Here is a 26,988-nt window from a genome sequence, read left to right as displayed (position 1 = left end):
TTGTGGCGGATGTCTTTTTAGATTTAAACAAGCTTATGAATTTGAATAGGAAGAATGGCATTTTCTTTTACGAACTAGATTGTTCCAAAAAGTGCCAAGCCATTTCTTCTCTATGAGCTTCTCAACTTAGGTTGGCCCACAAAAGAAAAGAAGCTAAGAATATTATATCCTAACTTCTGATACCCTTGATGAGATACTAAGATTAACTGAACATCACTTGCATGATTTCTTCTCAATTTCAATATTTTATACTCATCTAATTCTATTTCGAGTAGGATACTTTATTCCTACTTCTATAATACGAAAAGTGCCGCAGCGCATTCCCAAGCAAATCGGCACTTATCTGTCCACCACTTCTCGAATAAGAGATAGTGTCTGACGGGTATCGCTTTCTCAAGCGTCCCTACACTTATAGTATATTCCATTCCTGAGTTATTTCAAGGTTTTTTATCAATTTGTTTTTTGCCCCCGATTATTCTTAATTGCCCGCTGGATCCGCTACGCTGTTTTGTTATCCTTGATCGCGCCCTTGCGCCATTTCAGCTGCAGCTTTTCAATCCAGCCCGTCTTATAACGCAGCGACAGGTAGCCGACAAAGGACATGATCAACGCTCCCAGACAGTCGACGATCAGATCCTTCATCGTGTCCAATAACGCCGCCCGGCCGATCAGCTGCGTTCCGTTTTCCAACATGAACTTCTGCATATTCAGACGCAGGATACCGTCAAAGGTAAATTCATAGATTTCCCAGAAGACGCCCAACGTCACCGCGAAGCAGAACGCGAAGACCGCAACAAAGACCGGCGACAGGTTCATCGGAATCTTTTCCGACTTATTTAAGATCGTGACGAAGGAAAAGCCCAGTGCCCCCAGCATCCCGCCGCTGAAGGTATGCAGGATCGTATCCCAATGCGGTACATTGTAATAAAACGCCCGCACCTCGCCCAGATAAATCGCACAGTACAGAAAGACCGCGTATAACAGAAGCATGTTGCTGGGAATCTGGATCTGAATTTTATGCTCGATAAAATCCGGCAGCCGCATTGCGACAACCCCCAAAATGCACTGCACCAGCATCAGCAGATAATCGCTCTTCACACGGACATCTTCGGCGACAGCCTCGGAAGGCGACAAGGCGATCCGGATGATCAGGAAGATCACCGACAGGATCATCGTGACGAAGACAAAGTTATAGATAAATGAATTCCAATTAAATTTCTTCTTCATAGCGTTTCCTCTTTTCAAACATAGCTTCTATTTTAATCACGACGCAGGCGACTTGCAATCTTTTCCATCTGTTTTGCAGTAAATTATTGTTCATTTTCAACCATTTTATCCTGTTTAAAACAAGCTGCGCACAAAAAAATCAGAAATCAAAGACCTGTCTGCGGCAGATTTGGATTCCTGATTTTCAAATTCAGTTTAATTGGACGATGATTCTGCCGCAGGTTCCTTACTGCGGCGGCGACGGGTGGCTTTCTTCTTTTCTTCCAGCATCGTATTGAAATTGACGATGCCGTTTCTTGCGGTTTCTTCCAGCGTCTCCATTGAAATTTCACCGCCCATGCGCATGCCCAGGCATTCCATGACCATTGGCAGATTCATGCCGGTCAGCACCGTAACCTGTTCGTTCAGCACAAATGCCGACTGATTGCACGGCGTACCGCCTAGTAAATCCGCAAAGACCAGAACACCTTCTCCGGTGTCGACCTCCTTGACCGCTTCCTGCAGCCGTGTGCGGAAATCCTCCGGATCATCCTGCGTATTCAAAACGACCGCTTTCATCTGCGGAATGTTTTCGCCGAAAAAGATCTCCGCTGTTTTCAACATTCCTTCGGCCAGAGGGCCGTGGCTGATTAACAAAATACCTTTCATCTCTACCTCCCGGCAGTCTGTTTTTCATTCGGCTGCCTGTATTTTCCTTGATTATTCCTTCATCTTTATTCCGATTCTGATCCTGCGGTTTTCCCGGGGCTTTGTGCTTCAGGCATTGTCCGCCGTTTAATCATTCATCTGGATCAGCCAGCCGATCAACCCGACTGCGGCCCGAATCTGATCGCTGTCCATCTGCACGTCGAACTTGCCGCCCGGCATTTCGCAGGTCATTGCGGCAGGATCCGCCGTGCTGATCAGAATGCCGCTGTCCCAACTGCGGATCAGGCTGTCGTCTGGTTCCGCCGCTGCCTGAACGACAGTTTCCGGCCAGGCTTGCGCGCAAAGCTCACAGAGCTTCGCTTCCTTCCCTTTTAAAATGACGCACAGCGCTTTTTCCCGACCGAGCTGATTCAAATAAACCAATCGGGCCTGCGGGAAGTGCTCGCGCAGCTGCTGCAGCCCCAGCTCCGTCCCGGTTTCTTCCAGAAAGCAGAACGCAACCGGCTGATGGCGGTAAGTGCGGGCGCATTCCAGCATCGCGAACAACGCCGCGTTCTTTCCGGCATTGCCCGCAGTCTGTCGCCGGCCCAAGCCGAAAGCAATTAGAAAAATCAGAGCCGCAAGGATGAAGAAATACCAGCGCCCGTCTTCCTTAGTTCCCGCGATGCACAGCAACACGCCCATCACAGCCAGCAGCACGCTCAGCACCAACGTCACCGTCAGATTATCCAGTTGATTTTTCCGGTTCGCCGATTGATCAAGCAGCCGCTGCCGGCCGGGGATTATTCGAGCTTCACGCAGATTGAAATCCGCCGCCACAATCAGGCGGGCATGCTCCGGATCGCCGCCGATCAGCTGCTGCCCATGAATGCCCTTTTTCCCGATCAACGCCGTGCGGTAGCCCAGCGTTCCCAACATTTCGCTTAACTGCAGCAGCGTGCGCTTTTTCTGACCTGTGCTCTTGCGCCGCGCCATCCGCTGACATAACGTCAGCAGTCGTTCCTTCATATTCTCCTGTACATCCATCGCGTTTCTTTCCTTTCCCGGTGAGAAAAGGCCGACGAATACGGTCGGCCCTGCAAGCTAAAACTTTACGAGATCATGAACCATTTTTTTGTTATATTCCGGTGAAATCTGATGCGTGAGCAGAACACCATGATCTTCCAGAAAACGGAATGCTTCTTTATCTTTATCGTCGACAAACAAGCAAGCTTCCGCTTTGACCTTATTTTCATTGTCTTTGGCGTACATGCCGCTGATGACGATCTCGTTCATGGAATAGCCAAGTTTAACTAATTCCACAGCATCAAAGATCTCTTTAAACACGACCATCACGCGGTAGTCTTCCAGCTCATCGCCGGTTAGTAAATCATACGCATCCTGCGGGGAAACCGCGTCGACTTCGGCATTGAGCGCCGCCAATTCCAGCAGCATGACCTGGGTCGGATCGTTCGCCGTTTTCTCGTTGATCACCACAAATTCCTCGATGTTCAGCGCACGCGCAAAGTTACTGACCTGTCCATGCAGCATTCTTCCGTCCAGTCGATACTGAATAACTGCCATATTCTATTTCTCCTTTCAAATCGTAGTGAATTCCGCCCTTGTTTTTCTATTTTATGATCACAGAATCAGGGAAATGATCAGCGAGAAGACGAAGATCAAACCGACCAGCTTCAATGAAGAAACGTTCTTCTTATACAGCCAAGCCAGACAGATCGTCAGCGCTAACGGCGCCAGACCTGGGATGATGTTGTCCAATTCCTGCTGAATGTTCAAGACGTAATCGCCGATCTGAATCGCGCTGGTCAGCTTGAAGCCGACCCAGGAAGGAATCAGCGCGCCGACGGCGGTCATGCCCAGGATCGTGGCACTTTCCATCAGGCGGTCCAGAATTCCGGATTTGTTCATATCGCGGATAACCTTCATACCATTTTTATAGGTGTAGAAGAATCCAAAATAGGAAATTCCAAAGTAGTACGCATTGCCTAAGACAAAGAACAGGATCGCGCCGAAGATCGAGCCGTTCATCGCGAAGCCGGCAGCCAGCGCGCCGATGATCGCTTCAACGGTCGCCCGCAGCGAATCGCCGATGCCGGCCAGCGGTCCCATTAAGGACGCCTTGATCGTATTGACGGATTCTTCCAGCGCCGTGCGTTCCTCGCCATACGGCATATTGGCGATCTGTTCTTCCTGTGCGCAGTTCATGCCGAGCGTGAAGCCCATCCATTCCGGCGTCGTGTTGTAGAACGCCATATGGCGCTTTGCCGCAGAAATCTGATCTTCTTTATTTGGATATAATTTTTTAAGAACCGGAGCCAGCGCCGAGAAATACTGCAGCGTCTGGAAACGTTCGTAGTTGATCGTGACCATCGGGAAGCAGGCGAATCGTAAGAAGACGCCCATCAGTTCTTTGCGTTCCAGCGAAATGATCTTGTTATCGTTAACAGGCTGTTCCATTCTGTTGTCCGTCATTAGATCGCACCTCCTTTTCTCCGTTTACCCTGCGGGCCGAAGAAGAAGACAAAGATTGCCATCGAAACACCCAGCAGCGCGATCGCCAGCAGCGAGCCGCCGAAAACGGCGCACATTACGAAACCGACGATAAAGAACGGAATGTATTTGACTTTGTACATCATCGCCAGCAGCATGCCGAAGCCTAACGCCGGAAGCATACCGGTAGCGGCTGTCAGCCATTCAGAGATCCACACCGGCATATTTTCGTTGACCATGGTAACAAAGCTGGAGCCAAAGTAAATGCACAGGAAGACCGGGATGAATTCCGTAATGAAGAACACCAGCGAGCCGACCAGCTGCAGCCGGGTCATCTTCTTGTAATCCGCCGTTTCCGCGTACTTATCCGCAATATGCATCAACGGTGTATTGATCGTCCAGGCGGCCATCCGGCCCAGCTGACCCATAACGGAAACCGGAACCGCGATCGCAATCGCCGTTTCCATTTCCACGCCCGTAATAATGCACAGCGCCGTCGTTACCGTCGTCGCTGTCGTCGCATTGACCGGAATCGCTGCGCCGACGCCCTGCACGCCCATGTAAACCAGTGTTAAGGTACCGCCGATAATAATGCCCGTTCTTAAATCCCCCAAAATAAGACCGACCAAAGCGCCGCAGACGACCGGTTTGGTAGTCTGTAAGTTGACGAAGCCATAGTTTGTCCATCCAAAGAATGCACACACAACAGAAACAAATAAAGCATATCCTAGTCCAATATTCATATTGTACCTCCTCTCTAGGATTTTCCTTTATTCCTGCCCTCTCTTTTTGTTTTCCCAACCTCCTCTACTATTCAATTCAGCAGGCAGTCCCACCATGCCTACTTCTTGATATAATCCGCAAATCGTTTTGTGATGCTCATCGGATTGGTAATCGCCGTGCCCACGACAATCACATCCGCGCCGCATTCAAACGCCTTTTTCGCTTCTTCGCGCGTCCAGATCCGACCTTCAGCATTGATGAAAATATTTGGGAATTCTCTGCGGACCTGCTCGATCAGATCAAAATCCGCGCCCAGTGCATAGCGATCCAGACTGTCCTCGGTATACCCGGACAACGTCGTCGAGATGATATCCGCGCCGGCTTCCACACTGCGGCGGGCGTCGTTGATCGTGGCGATATCCGCCATGACGACCTGATCCGGATACTTTTCCTTAATCTCGCGGATCAGCTCATAGGCTTTGCGTCCGTTGCAGTTATTGCGGTCGGTGCCGTCCACCGCGATGATGTCGCTGCCGATCTCCCGCAGGACTTCGACTTCCTTCATCGTTGGAGTGATATACACGTCGCAGCCTTCCGTGACGACTTTCCAGATTCCGATCATGACCTTATCCGGGAAAGCTTCTTTGATCATCCGCACATTCTCCGGCCGATTCGCCCGGAAACCCGCACAGCCGCCGATCGCGGCAGCCTTCGCCATTCTTGTCATTTCCTCTGGCGGATTGAACGGATTTTCTTCCTCGTTGGCCTGACAGGAAACGATCAGTTTTCCTCGAATCTGTTGAAAAATTTCCTCTTTATTCATAACTGCTCCTCTCTCTTTTCGTGTCCGCAAAGGTACACCTTTATAAAAGCGCTTTCATGGTTTTATTATAACATCATCATTTCAGAACGCAAGCGCTTTCAAATCGGAACTAAATAAAATACCCCCTACACAGAAGAAATTGGTGAATAAATAATTTAAATTTTACCTGTTTTAGTTCTGTTCCGCGCTCTCTTGCATAAGTTTTATAAAGGTGTACCTTTATAAACGGCAGACAATTTCAGCTATTCAAGGGAGGGGATAGCTGTTTTTGTCTTTCGTGCCAAACGTTTGTCAAGGAGGAATTAAAAACGTGAATTATGGCTATGCGCGAGTATCTTCTCGAAGTCAGAATCTGGACCGCCAGATTGAAGAATTAAAGGCTTTCGGCTTGACGGAATCGCAGCTTTATATTGATCAGCAGAGCGGCAAGGATTTTGACCGTCAGGCTTACCGTCAGTTAAAAGAAGTTCTGCGGCCGCAGGATTTATTAGTGATCAAAAGTATCGACCGGCTGGGCCGCAATTATCAGGCCATTCTGGAGGAATGGGCGGATTTGACCAAACGCCGGGACGTTCAGATTGTCGTGCTGGACATGCCGCTATTGGATACCCGCAGCCGCCCGGATAACCTCGTCGGCTGTTTCATCAGCGATCTGGTGCTCCAGATTCTCAGCTTTGTCGCGGAGAATGAGCGGATCAACATTAAGACCCGTCAGGCGGAAGGGATCCGGATCGCGAAGGAAAAGGGTAAGCACTTAGGCCGCCCCCGCTACATCCCGCCGGAAAACTTCAGCCTCGTGGCCGCCCGTTATCTGCGGCATGAATGCACGCTGCAGCAGGCTTTAGATCAGCTGCAAATCAAAAAAAGTACGTTTTATAAATACATCCGGAACCTCGATGCAGTATAATGAAGTTAACAAATGGATTGAACAGCGGACGCCGTTGTGAATCATAGAAAGAGGATTGTTATGAAATACAGAGAAAAAGGGAAAATCCCGGCGCGGACTTCCTTGCTGGGCTTCGGCTGCATGCGTTTCCCCGTCAACGAAGATGGAAAAATCAATCGCCCGGAAACGATGAAAATGCTCGACTACGCCTACGAACATGGCGTCAACTATATCGACACCGCCTATCCGTACCACAACTTTGAAAGCGAGGAAGTCGTCGGTCAGTGGGTCGCTACCAAACCCCGCGGCAGCTTCTACCTGGTCACCAAATCACCGACCTGGATGTGCAAGGACATCGCCGATTTCGATCGGATTTTAGAGGAACAGCTGACCAAGCTGCAGACCTCCTATATCGACTTTTATCTGCTTCACGCCTTAAGCCGCGAACGGTGGGAGCACATCAAGGAAATGAATCTGCTTCCGCATCTGAAATCCGTGCTGGACAGCGGCAAGGTTCGCCGGATCGGCTTCTCGTTCCACGACGATTATGAGGTCTTTGAGGAAATCCTCAACGCTTACGACTGGGACTTCTGCCAGATTCAATTCAATTATATGGACACCGAGATTCAGGCGGGATTGCGCGGCTACGAGCTGGCAAAAGCCAAAAATATCCCGATGACGATCATGGAGCCGGTCAAGGGCGGCATGTTAGCGAACGTTCCGGAGGAAATCCAGGCGGAATTCCGGCGCGTCCATCCGGATTGGAGCGACGCTTCCTGGGCACTGCGCTGGGTCGGCGGCCACGACAACGTGCAGACCGTGCTTTCCGGCATGAGCACGATGGAGCAGGTCATCGACAACGTCAAGACGTTCAGCGAAATTGAACCGCTGAACGCAGAAGAACAAGCGACCATCGAACAGGCTCGCCAGCTGTTCCAGGCCCGGATTCAGGTGCCGTGCACCGGCTGCCGCTATTGCATGCCATGTCCGTTCGGTCTGGACATTCCGAAAAACTTCCGGCTGTTAAATACCGCTCACGTCTACAATGTCCACGCGGCCCAAAAGGAAAGCTACGACGCGCTGGACGTCACCGCGAAAGCATCCCATTGTCAGAAATGCGGCGCATGCAAAACCAAGTGTCCGCAGCACATCGACATCCCGACGGAAATGGAAAAAGTCGTCCGGGAATTTGAAAAATAAGCTGAGAATTACGGCGGAGGCGTTCCGGATTATCTCCCGGATCAAGTCCGCCTTTTTCTTTTACCCGGAGTGCGCTATAATGAGAAAGGAAAAACAAGAAAGAGGAAAATACCATGAGTCTTTTAGGGATCTCTCTCTACCCGCATCTGCAGTCAGAAGCGGTGATGAAACAACAATTAAACCTGGCCGTTACGCTCGGTTACAGCCAGGTCTATACAACCGTCCAATCGCCCCAGGCCTGGAACGGACCGACACAGTTAAAGCCGCCGTTTCAATGGCTTATCGGTGAATGCCGGAAGCTGGGGCTGACGCTGCATGTCGACATTAATCGTCGCGTCATGGAACAGGTCGGCGCCCAACCGGACGATTTATCGCTATTTGTCCGTCTTGGCATCCGGATCATCCGTCTGGATTTCGGCTTTGAAGAAGATCACGAGCTGGTCGCGCAGATGACCTGCAACGAGGATGGCGTATTGATTGAAGACAACGCGTCGATGCAGGCGGAACCGATCAATCGGATCAAGGCGATCCAGCGCCATGGCAACCTTGAAAATTACATCGCCGTGCATAATTTCTTCCCGCATCCGGACACCGGCATGTCGTTTACCGACACGTTTAAAAACGCGAAGCTGTTTAAAGCCTGCGGCATCCGTACCGGGGTATTCATCAACTCGCTGGACGCCGACAACCTGTTATTCCGGTATGGCCACGGGTTATGCACGGTGGAAAATCACCGCTACAAACCGGCTTATTTAAGTGCCGGGGAACTGACGGCAACCGGGATGTTCGATTACATCTTTTTCGGCGATGGCAATCCTTCCCGCACCGAAATGGAACAGGTTCAGGAAATCGTACATCATCATTGCGTTTCCGTTCCAGTCTACTTTAATTCCCGACTGGATGATGAGCTGCGTCAGAAGCTCTTGAACGTGGTGCTGAAATCCCGCAGCGATCAGCCGGAATTCATCCTGCGCGCCACGCAGACCCGCGGCTTGGGGCATGTTCCAGCTCATCCGGGACCGGATCGCGATAAACTGTGCATCACCCTCGATAACGAATTATCCGGCAAATATGAAGGCGAATTGCAGATTGCCTTAAAAAGCATGCCGGGCGTGGAATATGCCACGGTGATCGGACAGGTGGATATGTTAGCGGAAAATCTGATCTCGCTGATCCGTTATGGCAAGGTTGCCTTCCGGTTAGTGGAAGCAGAAAAGATCCAGAATGCGACTGTGGGTCAGGAACAGACGCATCAGGAGTAATTTCCCAGGCAATATGGAACAAGGCCACGCTTTCCCTGTCGGACATTTCCCGCAGATTGCGCTGCCCTTCGCCTTTCACTCGCCAAGACTTCCGGTTTACGGATGTTTTAAAAACCAATGCTGACCACAAGCAGCTCTCAGGAACACTCTGAAGCTGCTTTTTTCTGTTCCTTGTTCATGAAATAGAGCAGAATAGACAAAGAAAAAGAATGCTTGAAATGACAGTGGATAACGCTGAGAAAGCAGCTAGAACACGAAAAAACCGCAATCCGGCAGGGACAGCTTGTCCTTCATACCGATTGCGGTTTATTAAATTTTTACAATGCGATGCGATAGCGCAGCCGCAGCCGTTCTTTGCCTGTCAGCGATTTCCGGTTGGTGTAAATCTGTTCGATCACAGAAATCAAGACGCGTTGTTCATGGGGCTGCAGCGACTCTTGAGCATAGATCAGCTTTTCAATCAACGCCTGTGCCCGCAGAATATCCGCTTCCGCGATCCCCGGCAGTTTCTGATTCAGCCTCCATGCGGTAAGCTCAGCTTTCCAGCCAGGCTGATAAGGAACTGCCAGAGCTTTCATCAAGCTGCCGATCAGCTTGCACAATATTTCATCCCGCGCCGAAGCGTCTTTCCAACGCCGCCGCCAGCGGCTTATCCGCAGCTGACGCCGGACTTCCAGCACGATCAGCAAGAACAGAACAAAATCGCACAAAAGCAGGATTGCTCCAAGAACACCGCTGACTGGCGAAGGCAGCGGCGTCTGGGGTTCGGTTGGTTGGGAAGCGAGATCGTCCAACAGCTCGCCCGGATCTTCCGAGTCCTTCAAGGCTGCCGTCATTTCAATATCCTGCGGTTGTTCCGCCATCTGCAGCAATGCAAATGTATCGTAATAACAGCCGGGAGTTACATCGACAGGAATCCAACCCAAGCCATCCAGATACACCTCGCACCAGGCATGGCTGTCCTGAGCGGTCAGCTCTGCGATCCCCCCGGCGCTGATCTGTTCTCTGGTCAGCCGGTAGCCTTCCGCGTAACGGGCTGGAATTCCCATAACACGAAAAGCCATGACGGCCGCAGAGGCGTACTGCACTGCATTGCCGGTTCGGCTCTCGCTTAAAAACCAGCGGACCGGATCCGCTGACTGCGGCGTTTGCGGCGGTGTTTCGGCATATTGAACCTGCTTTTCCAGAATATCCCGAATTCGCGTCACAGCCTCATAAATTCCCGGAGAGCTCATCGGTTCCTTGAGAAACAAAGTGCGGATCAGCGACTCAGTTTCCGCATCGACATCCAGATAATTCTGATAGACAAAACTACGGTAGACGGCTTCAGCCTGAATGTATTGACGCTGCGCATCCGTTTGAGGTGCTTTTATCCAATCCGGGGCGTGAAGCAGCTCGCCCGGCTGATCGCCAGACCATTCGACAAACTCTCCATGCCGAAAACCCAACAGAGCGTTAGCATGATAGCCCATATCCAGCCAGCTGCGGACTGAACCTGTTATAGTGTCTGCTTCCACTGAATAAGGAAAGTAGGAATATTTCCGATTTGCGCCGTGATTGGCCACTTCTATCCGATTCGCCTGCAGCGGGGTATCCGGATCCAGCCTCAGCGCTGCGGCTGACTGCGCCCCGACGGGGAAGTTCTCCATTTCCAGCCACTTTAACATGCCTTCATTGCTTCCGGCATAGGCCGCTTTCTTCAGCGCCAGCCACCGGCCCCCTTCATATCGGCCGCCAATATAGCCGCGCAGATAAAAGGTTTTCAGCTGCTCCGTCGTAACCGTCAGCGTCGCTCCTTCCCCGCTTAATAAACGATCCGCTTTCCAAACATCGCCCTGCGGCAGGGAATCCCCACCATAGCGCAGCGTATCCAGATTGGCAAAGAGATCCTTCCGCAGCCGCGTCATTTCCATTAATTCCTGATTCTTTCCGATGAATGTCAGAAGCAGCGCGCTGATCACGCCAAGCCAGAGCCAGCGTTTTCCCGCAGACGCCGCGTTGACCCATTGAAGCCAGAGAGCCGCAATCCCCGCCAGCATCAGCACCATCGCCCAGGAAGACACACAGCGTAACCGCAGCCCGGGCATCATCAGAAGCAGAACGGTCAGTCCCATCCGACCCGGATGGCTGCGCCATGTCCAGATCAGAATCGCAAATCCGCTCATCAAGACGGTGAAAAAGATCGAATAAGAGAAACGTGTTAACGAGGGATTAGCCAGAATATTCCGGGCGTCCTCCTCATAGACATTCCAGGCCTGAATCAGGCCATTCACGCACGCCACCAGTCCGGAAACCAGCCATGGCAAAAGAAGCAGCGTCAACCCCAGCCATGCCAGCCACAGGCTTCGGCAAAGCCGCAGCCGGCTGGTTTTCGTCAATCCCGCCTGCAATCCAAGCAGCGCGGCGCCAACCAGCCACGGACCCCAAAGGCCGCTGACTGGTCTTGCGCAGATCACAGCCAGCTGGGCGGCAAAACCGGCAAGCAGAAGAAAACCCGCGATAATCTCCATCGCGGAAACAATTTCTCTTTCGGTTTTCTTCCGACGCCCTTTTTCACTCATGCTCTCTCTCCTAAATCATCAACTGCACGGCTGCGTTGTCCAATGCGGACAGCGGCAGCTCAATCTGTTGGCAGCGCCCTTTTTCACTCATGTGGATCGTCTGTTGATCCGCTCTGACAGTAATCGCCGTCACGTCCAGCTGCGGGTCCAGCGAATTCAGCATCCGCGGGAAATCCCCGGCCGTCACATAAATCATTTTATTGTATTGCTTCCGATCCCCCAAGCCCGCGAACAGGCGCAGACCATTGCCCGGACTTGAAGGCAGACGCAGATGAATCCAGAATGCCGCCAGCTGAGCGCCGTCCTGAACTGAACGTACCGGTTTTGACGCCAGCTGATTTTCTGCCGCAAACACCGCCTGATGACCCACACCCTGTTCGATCAGCTTCTGACTGAACGATAACGCCAGTTCCACGACAGCGGAAAGTACCGCCGGCTCCTGATTCTCCAGACTGGCGTCCAACATCAAAATCGTATCGTAGTGACTTGTATCGCTGGCTTCCTTGACGACCATCGTATCGAGCTTGCTGGAAAGCTTCCAGTGGATTTGACGGATATCGTCTTGCGGTTGATAATCGCGCAGATCGAACACCTCGCTGGGATCGCTGCCTTTGCGGTTTTCATAGACGGTTTCCCCTTCCAGAATCCCATGCGGCATCTTTGTGATCTTTAACTGGACCGGCACTGACTGCGGATAAACCGTCAGGCTCTGGCTGGACAGCGGAGGCAATCGGAAAGCGCACAGACCGAACAGATCGCTGACCCACAGCGCCTGACAGCTCATTGAATATTCGCCGCAGCAATCCGGAATCCACTCGACCGCGGCCTCCCGTTTCTTATCCAGCGCAAAAACCGCGGATTGTTCTTGAATTTGTCCAATCAGATGATTTTCAACCGTCAGCTGAACATGCAGCTGGCCGGCGGCCAACAGGGGAAAACGATTGACGATTATGCGATAAAACGTTTTTTCTCCCCGCAAAATGCTGCCATCCAGACAGACCTCAAAGCGCATCCGTTTGACATCCAGAAATAACAAGATCGCCAGGACCGCCGGTAAACTCAGTCCCAGAAGCAGGATCAGAAACACAAGCCGGCTGCTGAAAAACCACGTCAGAAGCAGACAGGTCATTAAGAAAACGACGTAAGCACGCCGGCTTTTCTTCATGCCCAGGCGCCTCCCGGTTTCTGCGGCGGCGCAATTTCATCCAGGACCGCATTCATCAAAGCCTGCGGCATAATTCCTTCTACCCTGGCCTGCGGACGTAAAATCAGACGATGCGCACAGACGTCGTTAAACACAGCGCGGACATCCTGCGGCAGCGCGTAATTGCGGTCCATTAATACCGCATGGGCTTTGGTCATCTGCGTCAGCGCCAAAACACCGCGCGGACTCACACCCAGCTCAATCGCCGGCAGCTCGCGCGTCCGTTCGCACAGGCGGATCAGATAATGCAGCACATCGTCATGAATCCGAACGGAAGTCAGATAATTCTGCACTTCGCGGATATTCTCGCGGGATGCGATTTTCTGGATCTCATCGAGCGGGTTCACATAACGGCGGGCTTTGAGAATCCGCACCTGATCCTCCGTTGCCGGATAACCGATCGAAAGCCGTACCATGAAACGGTCCATCTGCGATTCCGGCAGCGGCTGCGTGCCGGTCGTTCCCAACGGATTCTGCGTTGCGATGCAGATAAACGGATCAGGCAGCCGATGTGTCGCACCATCGACGGTGACGCGATGTTCCTCCATGGCTTCCAACAGCGCGGATTGTGTCTTCGGCGACGTCCGGTTGATTTCGTCTGCTAACAAAAGGTTGCAGGCAGCCGCGCCTTCACGGTATTCAAATTGATTCGTCTGGCGGTTGAACATGCTGAAACCGGTGATATCGGAGGGCAGCGTGTCCGGCGTAAACTGAACTCGTTGATAATCCAGCCCCAGCGCTTTGGAAAAAGCCAGGGCCAGCGTTGTTTTTCCCACGCCCGGGCAATCTTCCAACAGGATATGGCCGCCGGCATAGATCGTCATCAGCACCTTGCGGATGATTTCATCTTTCCCGGTAAACGCTTTGGAAACTTCGCGGATAATTTGTTCCGATTGTTCAATAATCATGACTGTCCCTCCTGTGTCTGCGGTATTGCCTCTGATGGCGGCGTTGCTTCAATCGACGGCGGGATGACCGCCGGGTCATTGTTCTCTATTGCTTTGGGCGGAATCGAATCCGGTGCGGCCGTTGATTCCGGAATGGGCGCTGTTGCCTCGGGAGTCGGAATTGCCGGATCCCATTCTGGCGCAGATTCTATTTCCGGAGAAGGTTCGGGACTGAGGGACGCCGCGGGCTCCATCAGAGAGGTCGCAGACCGTTGTCCCCCAAACAGCTGCCAGGCTCGCCGCTCGCCCTCATCCAGTTCCCCGGCAGTCATTTCATCCGGACTTCCATAGCCCATTAATTGTGTTTTCCACTGGTCGACATACGCTTGCGTCCAGGCTGGATCGGTCAATGTGACATGGAAATCTTCCGGCAGCGCGTCGCCGAAATAAAATGGCATTGCGTAGCTCGGCACGACCAGCGTCGGCGGCTGCGGATTGTGAAAAATCGCTTCACTCAGTTGAGTGCATCCATAGAAAACTTCAGTTCCCAACGCCGTCAGACTGGCGGGCAGATCAATGGTTTTCAACGCCGTATTGGCAAAAGCCGCTGTGCTGATCATGTCGATCGCGCTGTCCTGTGCAAATTCAACTGTCGCCAGCGAGACGCATCCTTCAAATGCAGAATCTTCTATCTGCGTCAGAGAACTGCCGGTAAAGCGGACAGCTTCCAGATTCACACAATTCGAAAAGGAACGGATTCCAATATACTCCAGACCTTCCGGCAAGATGAACGTTCCGGAGTACCCTGAATTTTCAAACGCGGAATCCATGATCCAGGTCAGTTCTTCTCCATTTGTTAAGGTAAACGGATTGGCGCAGTCTTTAAACGCCGCCTCGTCGATCCCCCGCGTATGCGGAAGCAGCGGAATTTCGCCAGCCGCATTCCAAGTAGACTGCAGAACTGCCAGTGCCTGGGGATCCAGATCTTCGCCCCAGCCATACAACAAGCCCGTCTCCCCGACCTGTTCCAGAGAATAATGATGATTTGCGTAATGGAAACTATAGGGATATTCATAGTTGAAATAGGTATCTTCCGGCGCGAACCCCGGTATTGAAGGCTGATAGTCATTGACAAATTCCGCATGACCGGCATTGAATGCCGCAAAATGCAGTTTGGGTGCGCCTTCCAGCGCCTGATCCTGCACGGTGATTGCGGTCGGATTCAAGCTGACCAGTCCTTCCAGCTTAAGACAGTCGGCAAAAGCATGCCTGCCGATCGCTTCCACGCTTTCCGGAATCTCCGCCGCAAACAGCGCAGCGTTGCCGGCAAAGGCCCGGCTGCCAATTCGGGTAATTCCCTGCGGCCAGTCCCCGGCGCTTAAGAATGTCGGACACATTTCCGCGCTTAACAGAATCCGTTCCTGGTCCAGCGTCAGAATTTCAAAGTTGCCTTCCGCTTTGACGCTCAGTTCTGCGGCGGTCCGCAACATCTGCGGCTGCTTCTCCAGCAGTGCTGCCCAGCGGCTGCGATAGCTCTCCGCCTGAGCTTCGCTGACCCAGGCGCTGACCGCGGTCAGATCCGTAAAGCTGTCCGGCTGAATTTCCGGCGCTTCGCCCAGACACACGATCTGCGGAATATTCGCGGTTATACTCGCGGAATCCAACTGGCTTACACTTGCGGGCAGCAGAAGCAGTTCTACGTTTTCCAGATTTTCCAAGGCGCCTGGCAGAATTTCAACGACGCCCTCAGGAATTCTTACAATCCCCTCAGCGCTGGCAAGCATGCTTAACAGCTGCGTACCGTCTTCCGAAAGCAGCGCTTCACCTTCAACACGATACCGAATCGCCTGACCATCGTCGCGGACCAGCTGATTATCGGCAAGCTGACTGCCCCAGCGGGACAAATACCGCCACTCCGTTCCCGAAGGCACTACAATTTCCGCGCCGTGAAGCTGGCTCAGATCCATTTCCACCGGCTGATCAGAGGTCAGAATCAGCCGCTGAATATGATTTCCCGTCGTAAGTTCTACCGCCTCGACTTGCTCGTCCAGCGTTATTTCCGTGCGGGATAACGGGATCTGAAGCAGGCGGGTTTTCGCTTTGTTGTAAAGCAGACCATCTTCTGAACTCAGATACGGATTTCCCGCATCCACGCTCCAGGCAAAGCGCGGCGTCAGTTTCTGATTGCTGATTTTATACACGGACTTCGGCAATGAAACCGTATCGACGGAAGCCGAAAGATCAACCCACTGCACGCCTTCTGACACGCTCAGCTGTTCTGCCGGTTGGACAAGTCCGGTCAGCGTTTGCACATATTCCAAATAGGCAAAAGAATTTTCATCAAAATCCTGCTGCCAAGATATTTCCTGATTGGCGTCCAACTCTGCCAGCGGCAGCGGAACAAGCACCTGCCGGCCGGCATGATCCGGGACAAACAACGGATTGACCGCAGTTTTCCCATCCAGCGACCAGCCTAAGAATAAGGTCTTCAGCGGGCCTTCCTGCGGCAGCATGGAGTGATAATAATGAATCAGATTGATCTTCTGGCCCGGACTGTAGGTAGTCAGATAATCGCCCGCCTGCCAGTTTTGAACAAAAATCTTATAGGACTGGATCGTATAGTCGACCGTGATCGTCTGCCAGGGACTTTGCGGATTCCGCCGGATCCGGAACGCTACTGTAAAGTCCTCAAGCGCGACCGGCGGATAATCGCCAATTTCAAAATTTTCGCCATAAGCTTCAATCCGGTAGATCTCGCCGCCCTCAAAAATATAAAAATTCGCAGCACATAACAATTTCCAGTCGTCCAATACCGCGCCATAATAAATCAGGCTGAGATCTCCTTCATAGACGTTGACTTCGAGTTTCTGATCGCTTCCCTGCGAAATTCCCTCTTCCGGAAACGGCTTTGTACCCCAGAGTTCAAAGATGTCCGGCGGCAGCTCAGGCACCGGATCGGGATCGACAACCGGCTCAGGTTCCGGTTTATGGTCAGGCACACTTCCGCCTTGATGACCGCCATCGGGCTTAACGATTACATGCTCGCTGTCCGGATCGATCACGACCTGCGCGCCTTGCCCTTCCCCGCCGATGACCAGCTGATGAGCGTCGTTCGCTTCCGTTTTCTGCAGCGTATCTGCGACCCCGGGATTCTGTTTTGGTTTCTGCGTATTCTCAGCGTCCGGATCCTGCTTTAAAAGATCGTTATCATTTTCACCGCCTGCCTGTGTGCCAAGCTGTTCCTGATCGGAGAACTGAATTGGGTTCTCCTGAAATTGTTCGTTCAGCGAAATCCGGGAAGGATCAAACAGGCTGCCGGCCTGATAGATTTTCCACAGTGCCAAACCGGCGATGATCCCCGCCGCGATGCCGACAACCGTCAGCCCGATTCGCAATCTTATTTGTTTTTTATCGTTCATAGGTAATCCCTCGTTTTCAGCGCATCAGCCAGTGTTTTCTGCATTTCTTCAAAATTGATCGGCTTGGAAAAATGTCCATTCATCCCGGCTTCCAGCGAAGCGCGCTGATCCTCGACAAAAGCGTCGGCGGAAAGAGCGTAAATCAAAATCTGGCGGGCATCCTCGCGGGGTAAAGCGCGGATGGTCCGGGCCGCCGTTCTTCCATCCATCACCGGCATCTGGATATCCATTAAAATTGCGTCGTACGTATGCGGTTCATGACTTTCAAACATCGCGACCGCCTGCGCGCCGTCCCGGGCAATATCCAGCGATGCTCCTGCCATTTCAAGCATGCTTTCGGCAATTTCCGCATTGATTTCATTATCTTCAGCCATCAGGAAGTGCCGCCCCTGCAGCGAGGTGGTTCCGGAAGCGGCTGCCGGCGATGGCGCACGTCTGGTTTTCACGGTCTGATCCGCGGCGATCGGCAGGTTCAGCAGGACTGTAAAATCCGTACCCTGTCCCGGCGTCGTATCAACGACAATTTCGCCGCCCATCAGCTGTACAAGCTGATCAGTAATCGCCATCCCCAGACCCGAGCCGCCGTATTTTTTCGTAACTTCCGTGCTTTCCTGTTCAAATGGATGAAACAGATGGCTGATAAACTCCGGATCCATGCCGATTCCCGTATCATGGACGCGGATTAAAAGATCCAGCCGGCCGTTTAAGCGCTGCATCTGACGAAAGGTTACGCGGATTTCCCCCTGCTCGGTAAATTTTACGGCATTGGAGATAAAATTGATTACCACCTGTGAAATTCGCAGTTCATCGCCGATTAAATTATGCACGTCAAAATCCAGCAGCTCGACAATAAACTGCACGCCTTTGTTCTCCACATTTTTCTGAAACAGACTGCGCAGTTTTTCCGCTAAATCCTGAATGTCGAATTCTTTTTCTTCCAGCTCGATCCGCCCGGCTTCAATGCGCGACATGTCGAGAATATCGTTGATCAGGGAAAGCATATACTGAACTAATTCTTCCGCTTTGTGCAGATAAACGATGGCCGGCGCATTTTCGTCGAGCGCATGGTGAGCCAGCGTCAGCATGCCGACAATGCCGTTCATCGGCGTGCGGATCTCATGACTCATCTTGGACAGGAACGTCGTTTTCGACTGGCTGGCGGCCTCGGCTTCTTCCAGCTGAACTTCCAATGCCCGCATCGTTTCATGATTTTCCGTCCAGTCTTCAAACAGAAAGATGTCAGCCGTCTGATCCTCGCTGCGCTGTACCGTCAACCGCAGCCACCGATTGGAATTTACTGTCTGAAATTGCTGATGGAGCAGCGCAGTCCCGTCCCAGTTCTGGTAACGTTTTAAAAAAGCCCGGCTTTCCGCAGGATCGCCAATGTCCATCAGCTTTCGAATATCGCTCTTCAGCTCTGAAAATGAAAGTCCCGTAAGCGCGCTGAGACCGCTGGACGCCGCCAGCGGCATCTTGTCGCTTAAACGCAGCGTCAGCAGCGCCGCTTTCGTTTGTTTTAAAAGCAGAGCGTCGCCCTGATTCTGGGCTAAGGTTTCGATCTTGTCCTGCTTTTGCTTCGCCTGTAAGCGCTGCCATACAGACAACAGAAAAAGCGCGGCCAGCAGCTCCGCAAGAAAAAATAATCCCAGCATCAAGGCTGGCTCAAGCTTTGTCAAAAGCGTCCCCATCGTCATCTTACCCTCTTTCGGCAAGTAAATTGTTATCGTTTTCATTTTAACATCATTCCTTAAAGAAGTATAGAAAAGCAACTAATTTGGTCAAGATTCAACCCGTTTTGGACAATTCTTATTCTCCTGACCGTTGTTTGAACTCCAATCCCGGGCGAACAGGCCCTGATGTTCCCCCTTCAAAGCACCGATCAGATCCTGATTATGCGTGACGGCGACATCGTGGAATGTGGAAATCATCAGGAACTGTTTGTGTTAAACAAATTCTATACTCCGGGGCAACAGTCCATACGCAGCGGCTTGAAAGAACGGCCAGGCAGCTCCGGTTCCAGCCTGACCGCTTTGCGGCGGAGTTATCCACACGTTATTATAAGACAAGGATTACTTTATTGTCTTTGCTTTACGCCTGAATGAAAAAACAGCGTGGCCTTCGAAAGCGCCGCGCTGTCTTAGTGGATATAATATCTCTGTCCCCTTTCATTGCTTTTCAATCAAATTCAAAATGGACTGATCGCCAGGATTTCGTTCGTTCCTTAAAAATGAGGATCTGTTTTCCCGCAATTTGTTTGAAACTTTTATTGCGATTGTAAATCTTCCAGCACCGATTGCGCGCACAGCCGTCCAAATGTGATCCCGGCCGCTACCGGATCGTTGCCCATCAGTTTGTTATCCGTGACCTCACCCGCGCCGTATAAGCCCGGGATTGGGTTGCCTTTTAGATCGAGCACCTGAGAACGCAGATCAATGGACACGCCGCCGCGGGTATGATGCACGCCCGGGAACACCGGCACGGCATAGAATGGGGCCGTATCAAGGCGGCTGCGCATATCCGTGCGGCCGAACTCCTCGTCATTCTCATTGTCATAGTATTTCTGATAGCTGGCCACTGTCTGGGACAGAGTTTTCGGATCGACGCCGATCTTTTCCGCCAGCGCTTCGATCGACTCCGCTTCGACCGCATACTTCGGATTACATGCCAGCGAAGTGGAATCCATAATCGCAAAGGCGTGCGAACCGATTGCCTTTTCTGCTTCCGAAACTTCCGTATAATTCGCCATTTCGTTGGCGAAGCGCTTCCCTGTCGGATCGACCAGAATCCCGCCTTCATAGCGGACGCCGCTAACCGACATTGTCGTGCCGTGATCGTCATAGAACGTCGGATTCAGTGTCAGCTGATCCATATTGCTTAACGCTGCCCCGATCGCCTGCGCCATCCGGATCCCGTCGCCAGTTGTCGCCGCGGTGTTGGATGTCGTGCCACCTGCCCATTCCGGGACGTATTCCTGAAGCATTTCCTGATTGGCCGCATATCCGCCGCTGGCCAAAATTACCGTCTGAGCGTGAAACAGGATTTTCCCCTGCGCGTCTTCTGCTTCGACGCCGGTAATTCTCCCATCTTCCTTGATCAGCGAAATTGCCGGACATTCTGTGCGCAGATCAACGCCGATCTGTTGATTCAGCGCCGTCAGTTTACTGACAAACTGCGCCGGGAACTTGGTCCCTTTTTCATCGACCGCATAGATTTCCCGGCCGTTGACACGGGTGACCTCAATTCCCAGCGTATCGACAGCCCATTCCGCGCTCGGGCCGGAATTTTCCGCAAACAATCTGGCAAACTCAGGATCTGTACCTTCAGTTTCCATCAGAAAATCAATCTGATCCTGCTGGGTATAAACGTCACCCATCGCTTCCTGCATCTTTGTGCTGTTGGCCGCAAAGAAGCCTGCCAACGCGGTATTGCCGCCGGTCATCGCCCGTTTTTCCAACAAGACGACGTCCCGGCCACCCTGCTTGATAAAATATGCCGCAGTTAATCCGGCGCCCCCGGCGCCGATCACCACGACGTCCGTGGTTTCCTCCCGGACCTCTGATGGCAAAGGTGTTTGTGATGAAGTCGGCGCCTGAGTTTGAGGCGCTGACGAACAGGCGGACAACGCCAGAATCAAGACGACGCCTATTACTTTCTTCAGATTTTTCATTTCTTTTCCTCCTGTCGTCCATCATACCATTCCCTTTTTCACTGAGAAATGGGCTGAATTTCAAAAGTTTTTAATCCGCTTGTTATTCTGCACAATGCTTCTTATAATGAACGTGACTGATTTTTAACAATCTGACGGAAATTTGGATTTTATCCAAAAAAAACGGAATTCGATTAGACGCTGATCCAAGGAGGAAATACGATGGACCATCCTTTATATGATTTATTGCTTACCGGCGCGGAGTTTTCCACGGTGATCGACCTGGCAGAACAAGTTCTCGGCAACCCGGTGGCTTTTATTGACACTGCTCAGAATGAGACGACATTGTCCGCACATTATCCCGAAGAAGACATGGAGGACAAAGCTTACCGCCGGCAACAGATCAGCGATGAGGAATATCAGAAGAATACAGATTACGTCACAGCCTTATCCCGCACCGGGATTCCGCAGGTACTGGTCTGGCCGCATATCCGCCGCAAACGCCTGATCTGCGGCTGTCTGGTCTATGGCCGGCATGTCGGCGGAATCCGGCTGCCGGATGTCGGGAATCGCTTGGAAGATCTGGACATGGATTTAGTCCGGAAAACCGCAGCCTTGATCGGTGTGGCTTATGTGCTGCGCACCTCCCGCAGTGAAGATCAAAACTGCCTGTGGAATTTGTTAAACGACCGGCTGGACGCTTCGCTGGTCGATCTGCACGCATTGTTTGCCGCATCCATCCCTGCCTGGGATTCACTCTGCGTGTTGTGGTTCATCCCGGAATATTATCCGGATTATACAAGCAATCTGCCGCTTTACCAGCAGAGCTTCGCCTCCCTTTCTACCTGTATGACCAACTGCGGCGCCGGTTTCGCGCTGTTGGCAGATGCGGACGCGCTGCGCCAGGTGCAGCCTGAGCTGACGCGGCAGCTGCAGGATCTACAGCTTCGGGTTGGTGTTGGCCGGCCTGGAAATACCCTTGCGGCTCTGCGTCGGTCTTACGATCAGGCGCGGCACAGCCTGAGGTTTGCGAGTCAGGCTGGAAACTATGGGTTGGCATTATTTGGCGACTATCAGCTGAATTATTTGATCTCTCTGATTCCCGCCGATCAAGCCGCCGCCGTACTTGACGACAGTCCGCTGACAGCTCTGGAAACCTGTGATCGGCAAAGCGGAACGGAAATGTTGAAGACCCTTCGGACCTATCTGCGCTGCGGCGGCAATATCAAGGCTGCCGCCGATCAACTGTGCGTCCATAAAAACACCGTGTTCTACCGAATTGGAAAACTCCGGGAAGATTGGGGACTGGATCTGGCCGACACTGATACGTTAAGCCTGTTGAACTGTCTGTTCATTTTAAAGGATCAGCGAAACAACGACCCTGACATGTAACGCCGGTTCCCCACACAGAGCTGTAGCGTTTAACGCTCGTCTCTCTTTTCTCACTCCATAGAAAAAAACCGGTTCCTTTATCCAGAAATCGGTTTTTCTTTATGCTTTTTAAACTTGTTCGTCAGCTGTGGATTGAACTTCCGTTTGTAACTCTACTTCGGTGTCTTCCAGGACGAACGGCATTTCTTCACGCGGCAGATAGAAACTGTAAATGGAATCTTTCAATGCCATCCAGTCGGTCATCTTCATCGTCCAGATTTCATCCTCCGGCTCAACGATCCCCTTACTGATCAAAGCAGCCAGCTCCGCGTCGGAGAAACTGCCATCTTTCTTTCCATCTTTTCTGCGCACATACCAGCGATTATTCGTTTCCATGATTATCCTCGCTTTCCTGATCTGCGCCTTGGCCCCCATCCTCCGGAGTCGGCGTCGGCTCTGATGATTCTGACGGTGACGGAAGCACCGTTGGCGTTGGCGTCGGGGTTGGCGTTAGCGTCGGGGTTGGCGTTGGGGTTGGGGTCGGCGCGATATAATTGTAATTGGTAACGGATTCCACCGAATTCTCATACAGCGTGCTGTTGGATCCGGCGATGATCGTGATCGTTACCTGTCTGCCATCCTCAAAGGAACTGTTGGGCAGCGTAACCGAGTTCCCGCTGACTTTCTCATGATAGCCGTTTTGATTGGTAACGCTGACTTCATAGTAATCGGCATTCTCCACCGCATCCCAGCTGATTCGGACATTGTTGGCGTCCTGACTGATCTTGACGTTGGCGACGGAAGCAAGCGTCTGCGACGGCGTGGCGGTCGGAGCGAAATAATTGAAAACCTGCGTTGCCGCTTCCGACGGCTTGAAACCATCCTGCCGCGAATACGCGACGATGCTGAAAGTCACCTGCTTGCCATCCTCGAACAAATTTCCATTTAAGGAAACGGAAGTTCCGTCGATCTTGGCCGAATATTCCTTTTTCAAAGCGGCGCTGACTTCATAGTAATCCGCGTTTTCCACTTTATCCCAGCTGATTTTGATCTGATCGCCAGTCTGACTGATCGTGATATTTTTAACCGCCTCCAGCTGTTTTTCTTCTTCGTGGTTATCGTTCATTTCGCTCTGACCGCGGCTGTTATCTCCGGATGCAACCAGACTGCCATTTTTCAGCAAACCGACGGAATGCTTGTCTCCCGCGGCAACCGCGATCACATCTTTCCATGCTTCAACTTCCAGCCGGCCGTATTCCTTATCGCCTTCGGCGCTCACCGTGCCATCGCTGCCAAGCAGCAGGACGTGCTCTGCGGAAGCAGCGGCCATCGTGATGTTCGACGGCGTCTTCGCCGGACAGACGCCGGTTTTGCCCGGGATGCAGTCAAGGCCTCCGGACTTGTTTATAATCAACAACGTATCGCCGCTGATCACGACATTCTGCACGTCGGTGAGGGAGGATACATCCGCGCTGCTGCCGGCGGTCAGAACTTTTCCTTCCCGGGTAATGCCGACGCTGATATCTCCGCCCGCGGCGATTTTCGCAACGTCCTTCCATTCAGAAACTTCACATTGTTTAGCGCTGTTGTCGCCAGTGCAGACAACAGTCCCGTCTTTTTTTAATCCCAGCGTGTGATTTTCACCTGCCGCAATGGCCGTGATCCCGCTCCATTCGCCGACTTCGGTCTGATGCTGCCGGGAACTGCCGGCCGCGACGACCATGCCGTTTTTCTTCAAGCCGACGCTGTGCCGTGCTCCCGCCTTGATGGAGGTGATGTTCGCCCAGCTGCCGACGTCAAGCTGACCTTCGTCGTTGCTGCCCTGGCCTTTCACCGTCCCGTCGGTATTCAGCACTAGCGTGAACTCCTCGCCCGCCGCAATCCGATTTTCCGCGGTCATGATGTTGGTGACGTTCTCCTTTTTTCCGCCACTCAAGCTGTTCAGCGCCAGAATCAGAAGCAGCACGCCTAATCCGATCCCCACAGCCGCGCCGATCAGTTGAGTCTGTTTCTTCTTTTTGACGCTGGCCGGTCCGGGTTTCGGCCGGGCTGTACCGGCGGCATGCGGCGATACCGGGGATTCTTTAACAACGTTCAGCGGTTTGGTCTTCTCCAGATCTTTCACAGCCGGAATGACGCGCGTCTGACCCAGCTTTTCCTGCGGCGGAATCGGCTCATTGATCAGCGGGGGGGCAGGCACTTCCTCCTCCGGCTTCTTCATAAATGGAATATCCAGTGTTTCATGCAGATCCTTTTCCGGAAGCTTCACCGCTTCGTTGCGGACCATCTCATCCAGACTGACATTGAAGCATTCCGCTAATAAGATCAGATGATCCACATCCGGAATCGCTCTTCCGTTCTCCCATGCCATATAATCCAGAACCGAAACCTGCGCTTTCTCGGCGACAGTCTGTTGTGAAAACCCGTTATATTTTCTTAGCTGTGTTAATTTTTCAGGCAGCTTATTCATGTCCAGCACTCCTTTCCTCTGTTGTGATATAAAAAGGGCCATAAAAATCCATTAATATCATCCCTGTTTTCACTCCGATTGTCAACCGCTGTGGACCGCAAAGTCCGTTTTTACCGGGGATTTCCTGTCAAATTTTTATTTTTTTCCACAAAAAAGCGCAAAAAAAAGCGACTTTGGAAAAGCCGCTTTCTTTATGCCTTTGACTTTCGCTCTTACAGTTCAGCGAAGTATTTGATTGTACGAACCATCTGGCTTGTGTAGCTGTTCTCGTTATCGTACCAGGAAACAACCTGAACCTGATAAGTATCGTCGTCAATCTTGGTAACCATGGTCTGTGTTGCATCGAACAGAGAACCATAAGTGATACCGATGATATCGCTGGAAACCAGTTCTTCTTCCGTATATCCGAAAGACGGGTTGGAAGCAGCCTTCATCGCAGCGTTGATGCCTTCTTTCGTAACATCTTTGCCCTTAACAACCGCAACCAGCAGCGTTGTGGAGCCTGTCGGAACCGGTACACGCTGAGCAGAGCCGATCAGCTTGCCGTTCAGTTCCGGGATAACCAGACCGATTGCTTTGGCAGCGCCGGTGCTGTTTGGAACGATGTTGATCGCAGCCGCGCGAGCACGACGCAGATCACCTTTACGCTGAGGGCCGTCCAGAGTCATCTGATCGCCTGTGTAAGCATGAACTGTCGTCATGATGCCGCTGACGATCGGAGCGTATTTGTTCAATGTGTTCGCCATTGGAGCTAAGCAGTTCGTGGTGCAGGAAGCCGCGGAAATTACGGTGTCTTCCTTTGTCAGAACGCCTTCGTTAACGCCGAAGACAACCGTCGGCAGATCGTTTCCGGCAGGAGCGGAAATGACGACTTTCTTCGCGCCGGCTTCGATATGAGCGGAAGCCTTTGCCTTCGATGTATAGAAGCCTGTGCATTCCAGAACGACGTCAACGCCCAGTTCTCCCCAAGGCAGTTCTTTCGCGTCAGCCTTCGCATAGATTTCGATTTCGTGTCCGTCGACAACGATCGAAGATTCCTTCGCTTCAACTGTATGTCCTGTGAAAGGGCCCTGAGCTGAATCATATTTCAACAGATGAGCTAACATTCTAGGGCTTGTCAGATCGTTGATGGCTACAACTTCATAACCTTCGGCTACAAACATCTGGCGGAAAGCAAGACGTCCGATGCGTCCAAAACCATTAATCGCAACTTTTACTGTCATTTTATAGACCTCCTTATGACACGACTTAATTATAGTGTTTAAGGCATAAAATGTCAATTGTGAATGACTTCACTTGACGGTTTTACAATTTTTTTTCATCGAGGTATTGATCCGCTGAATTCTGGCATACTGTAAAAGGAAAGGAGTCTTCTCCATGACCTTAATTCCTACGATTATTGAACAGTCCGCCCGCAGCGAACGGGCTTACGATCTGATCTCCTGTCTGTTGAAGGAGCGGATCATTTTATTGACCTCGCCGATTGACGACACGGTATCCGGCAGCCTGTGCGCGCAGCTGTTATACCTGGCCTCGCGTTCGTCTCAGGATATCCAGCTGTATATTAATTCCCCCGGCGGCAGCGTCAGCGCCGGGCTGGCGATTTACGATACGATGCGGCTGATCCGCTGCGACGTATCGACGATCTGCATGGGCATGGCTGCCAGTATGGCCGCCGTCCTGTTAGCCGGAGGAACCCGCGGCAAGCGCTATGCCCTGCCCAACAGTGAGATCATGATTCACCAGCCCCTGGGCGGCGTCCAGGGACAGGCCGCCGACGTCAAGATTGCCGCCGAGCATATCCTGCAGATCCGCCAGCGCTTAAATACACTGTTAGCCGGCGACACCGGCCGCAGTCTGCGGGAAATCAGCGAAGACAGCGACCGCGACCGCTACTTCAGCGCCGAAGAGGCAAAGAATTACGGTTTGATCGACGATCTGGTGCATAAACAAAAATAGCGCTGCGAAGATTGCACGAATTTCCAATCCCCGTTTCCCATCCACCGAGCTCTTAAATCGCCCGCAGGTTCTCTGCGGACGTTTTTTTTATGTTATGGCCGGTTCTTGCCGCTTCCTTCAATCCGACTGATTTCCGCCTGTTTTCCCATCGTTTGAATTCAAGGCGAGTGAAGTGAAACTTTGCCGCTCAAGACCGGTTTGCCCACCCTCAG

At 52.1% G+C, this 26,988-nt stretch carries 22 protein-coding genes; 5 read left to right on the top strand and 17 right to left on the bottom strand.

Annotated features, from left to right (window positions below; all coding sequences use genetic code 11):
• Positions 1-498: 498 nt before the first annotated feature.
• From I2D94_RS12580 to I2D94_RS12550, 7 genes are all read right to left on the bottom strand, one after another.
• Entirely contained in the window at positions 499-1,227 is a 729-nt protein-coding gene (locus tag I2D94_RS12580; protein WP_072682999.1) for a hypothetical protein, read from the bottom strand.
• A gap of 195 nt (positions 1,228-1,422) precedes the next feature.
• Positions 1,423-1,875 (bottom strand): PTS sugar transporter subunit IIA, encoded by a 453-nt coding sequence (locus I2D94_RS12575; protein ID WP_072682998.1) that lies wholly within the window; start codon positions 1,873-1,875, stop codon positions 1,423-1,425.
• Between the two features lie 126 nt (positions 1,876-2,001).
• Positions 2,002-2,901 (bottom strand): hypothetical protein, encoded by a 900-nt coding sequence (locus I2D94_RS12570; protein ID WP_195397119.1) that lies wholly within the window; start codon positions 2,899-2,901, stop codon positions 2,002-2,004.
• Between the two features lie 57 nt (positions 2,902-2,958).
• Positions 2,959-3,438: a PTS sugar transporter subunit IIB gene (locus I2D94_RS12565; protein WP_072682996.1), complete on the bottom strand. Its 480-nt coding sequence runs from the start codon at positions 3,436-3,438 to the stop codon at positions 2,959-2,961.
• 57 nt (positions 3,439-3,495) lie between these two features.
• Positions 3,496-4,347: a PTS system mannose/fructose/sorbose family transporter subunit IID gene (locus I2D94_RS12560; RefSeq protein WP_195397117.1), complete on the bottom strand. Its 852-nt coding sequence runs from the start codon at positions 4,345-4,347 to the stop codon at positions 3,496-3,498.
• Complete coding sequence (locus I2D94_RS12555; RefSeq protein WP_006057367.1) at positions 4,347-5,108, bottom strand: PTS sugar transporter subunit IIC; 762 nt, start codon at positions 5,106-5,108, stop codon at positions 4,347-4,349. The genes I2D94_RS12560 and I2D94_RS12555 overlap by 1 nt, the downstream gene beginning before the upstream one ends.
• Positions 5,109-5,206: 98 nt before the next feature.
• Positions 5,207-5,911, bottom strand: a complete 705-nt coding sequence (locus I2D94_RS12550; protein WP_072682994.1) for an N-acetylmannosamine-6-phosphate 2-epimerase — start codon at positions 5,909-5,911, stop codon at positions 5,207-5,209.
• Positions 5,912-6,221: 310 nt separating this feature from the next.
• Between I2D94_RS12550 and I2D94_RS12545 the strand changes: the two genes are divergently transcribed.
• The 3 genes from I2D94_RS12545 to I2D94_RS12535 all read left to right on the top strand — a co-directional run bounded on the left by I2D94_RS12545 (position 6,222) and on the right by I2D94_RS12535 (position 9,259).
• Positions 6,222-6,818, top strand: a complete 597-nt coding sequence (locus I2D94_RS12545) for a recombinase family protein (protein WP_072682993.1) — start codon at positions 6,222-6,224, stop codon at positions 6,816-6,818.
• A 60-nt stretch (positions 6,819-6,878) separates the two neighbouring features.
• A complete protein-coding gene (locus I2D94_RS12540; RefSeq protein WP_195397116.1) occupies positions 6,879-7,997 on the top strand; it encodes an aldo/keto reductase in 1,119 nt (372 codons plus the stop codon).
• Between the two features lie 113 nt (positions 7,998-8,110).
• Positions 8,111-9,259: a MupG family TIM beta-alpha barrel fold protein gene (locus I2D94_RS12535; RefSeq protein WP_195397115.1), complete on the top strand. Its 1,149-nt coding sequence runs from the start codon at positions 8,111-8,113 to the stop codon at positions 9,257-9,259.
• Positions 9,260-9,576: 317 nt separating this feature from the next.
• Here I2D94_RS12535 and I2D94_RS12530 read toward each other — a convergent pair whose 3' ends face one another.
• From I2D94_RS12530 to I2D94_RS12500, 7 genes are all read right to left on the bottom strand, one after another.
• The gene (locus tag I2D94_RS12530) at positions 9,577-11,820 is read right to left on the bottom strand and encodes a transglutaminase family protein (protein WP_195397114.1); all 2,244 of its coding nucleotides are present in this window, start codon (positions 11,818-11,820) and stop codon (positions 9,577-9,579) included.
• A 10-nt stretch (positions 11,821-11,830) separates the two neighbouring features.
• Positions 11,831-12,985: a DUF58 domain-containing protein gene (locus tag I2D94_RS12525; protein ID WP_195397113.1), complete on the bottom strand. Its 1,155-nt coding sequence runs from the start codon at positions 12,983-12,985 to the stop codon at positions 11,831-11,833.
• A complete protein-coding gene (locus tag I2D94_RS12520; RefSeq protein ID WP_195397112.1) occupies positions 12,982-13,932 on the bottom strand; it encodes a MoxR family ATPase in 951 nt (316 codons plus the stop codon). Before I2D94_RS12520 ends, I2D94_RS12525 begins: the two co-directional genes overlap by 4 nt.
• Positions 13,929-17,330, bottom strand: a complete 3,402-nt coding sequence (locus tag I2D94_RS12515) for a leucine-rich repeat domain-containing protein (protein WP_195397110.1) — start codon at positions 17,328-17,330, stop codon at positions 13,929-13,931. Before I2D94_RS12515 ends, I2D94_RS12520 begins: the two co-directional genes overlap by 4 nt.
• The gene (locus tag I2D94_RS12510; protein ID WP_195397109.1) at positions 17,327-19,063 is read right to left on the bottom strand and encodes an ATP-binding protein; all 1,737 of its coding nucleotides are present in this window, start codon (positions 19,061-19,063) and stop codon (positions 17,327-17,329) included. Before I2D94_RS12510 ends, I2D94_RS12515 begins: the two co-directional genes overlap by 4 nt.
• A gap of 45 nt (positions 19,064-19,108) precedes the next feature.
• On the bottom strand, positions 19,109-19,258 hold the full coding sequence (locus tag I2D94_RS12505; protein WP_159432741.1) for a hypothetical protein: 150 nt from the start codon (positions 19,256-19,258) through the stop codon (positions 19,109-19,111).
• Between the two features lie 335 nt (positions 19,259-19,593).
• The gene (locus tag I2D94_RS12500; protein WP_195397108.1) at positions 19,594-20,997 is read right to left on the bottom strand and encodes an FAD-dependent oxidoreductase; all 1,404 of its coding nucleotides are present in this window, start codon (positions 20,995-20,997) and stop codon (positions 19,594-19,596) included.
• A gap of 201 nt (positions 20,998-21,198) precedes the next feature.
• On the opposite strand from I2D94_RS12500, the gene I2D94_RS12495 reads away from it, so the two are divergent.
• A complete protein-coding gene (locus I2D94_RS12495) occupies positions 21,199-22,368 on the top strand; it encodes a CdaR family transcriptional regulator (RefSeq protein WP_195397107.1) in 1,170 nt (389 codons plus the stop codon).
• Positions 22,369-22,476: 108 nt separating this feature from the next.
• Here I2D94_RS12495 and I2D94_RS12490 read toward each other — a convergent pair whose 3' ends face one another.
• From I2D94_RS12490 to gap, 3 genes are all read right to left on the bottom strand, one after another.
• Positions 22,477-22,743 (bottom strand): DUF4339 domain-containing protein, encoded by a 267-nt coding sequence (locus I2D94_RS12490; RefSeq protein WP_195397105.1) that lies wholly within the window; start codon positions 22,741-22,743, stop codon positions 22,477-22,479.
• Positions 22,730-24,817: a helix-turn-helix domain-containing protein gene (locus I2D94_RS12485; protein ID WP_195397104.1), complete on the bottom strand. Its 2,088-nt coding sequence runs from the start codon at positions 24,815-24,817 to the stop codon at positions 22,730-22,732. The genes I2D94_RS12490 and I2D94_RS12485 overlap by 14 nt, the downstream gene beginning before the upstream one ends.
• Positions 24,818-25,029: 212 nt before the next feature.
• Positions 25,030-26,040 carry a type I glyceraldehyde-3-phosphate dehydrogenase gene (gene gap, locus I2D94_RS12480; protein ID WP_072682983.1) on the bottom strand — a complete coding sequence of 337 codons (1,011 nt, stop codon included), beginning with the start codon at positions 26,038-26,040 and terminating at the stop codon, positions 25,030-25,032.
• 154 nt (positions 26,041-26,194) lie between these two features.
• Here gap and I2D94_RS12475 point away from each other — a divergent pair, with 154 nt between their 5' ends.
• Complete coding sequence (locus I2D94_RS12475; protein WP_072682982.1) at positions 26,195-26,776, top strand: ATP-dependent Clp protease proteolytic subunit; 582 nt, start codon at positions 26,195-26,197, stop codon at positions 26,774-26,776.
• The last annotated feature ends 212 nt before the right edge of the window (positions 26,777-26,988 follow it).

The sequence above is a fragment of the Holdemania sp. 1001302B_160321_E10 genome (assembly GCF_015552275.1).
Lineage (GTDB): Bacteria > Bacillota_I > Bacilli_A > Erysipelotrichales > Erysipelotrichaceae > Holdemania.
Note: the sequence above shows the minus strand (reverse complement) of the source record. Positions and strands in the feature narration are given on the sequence as shown.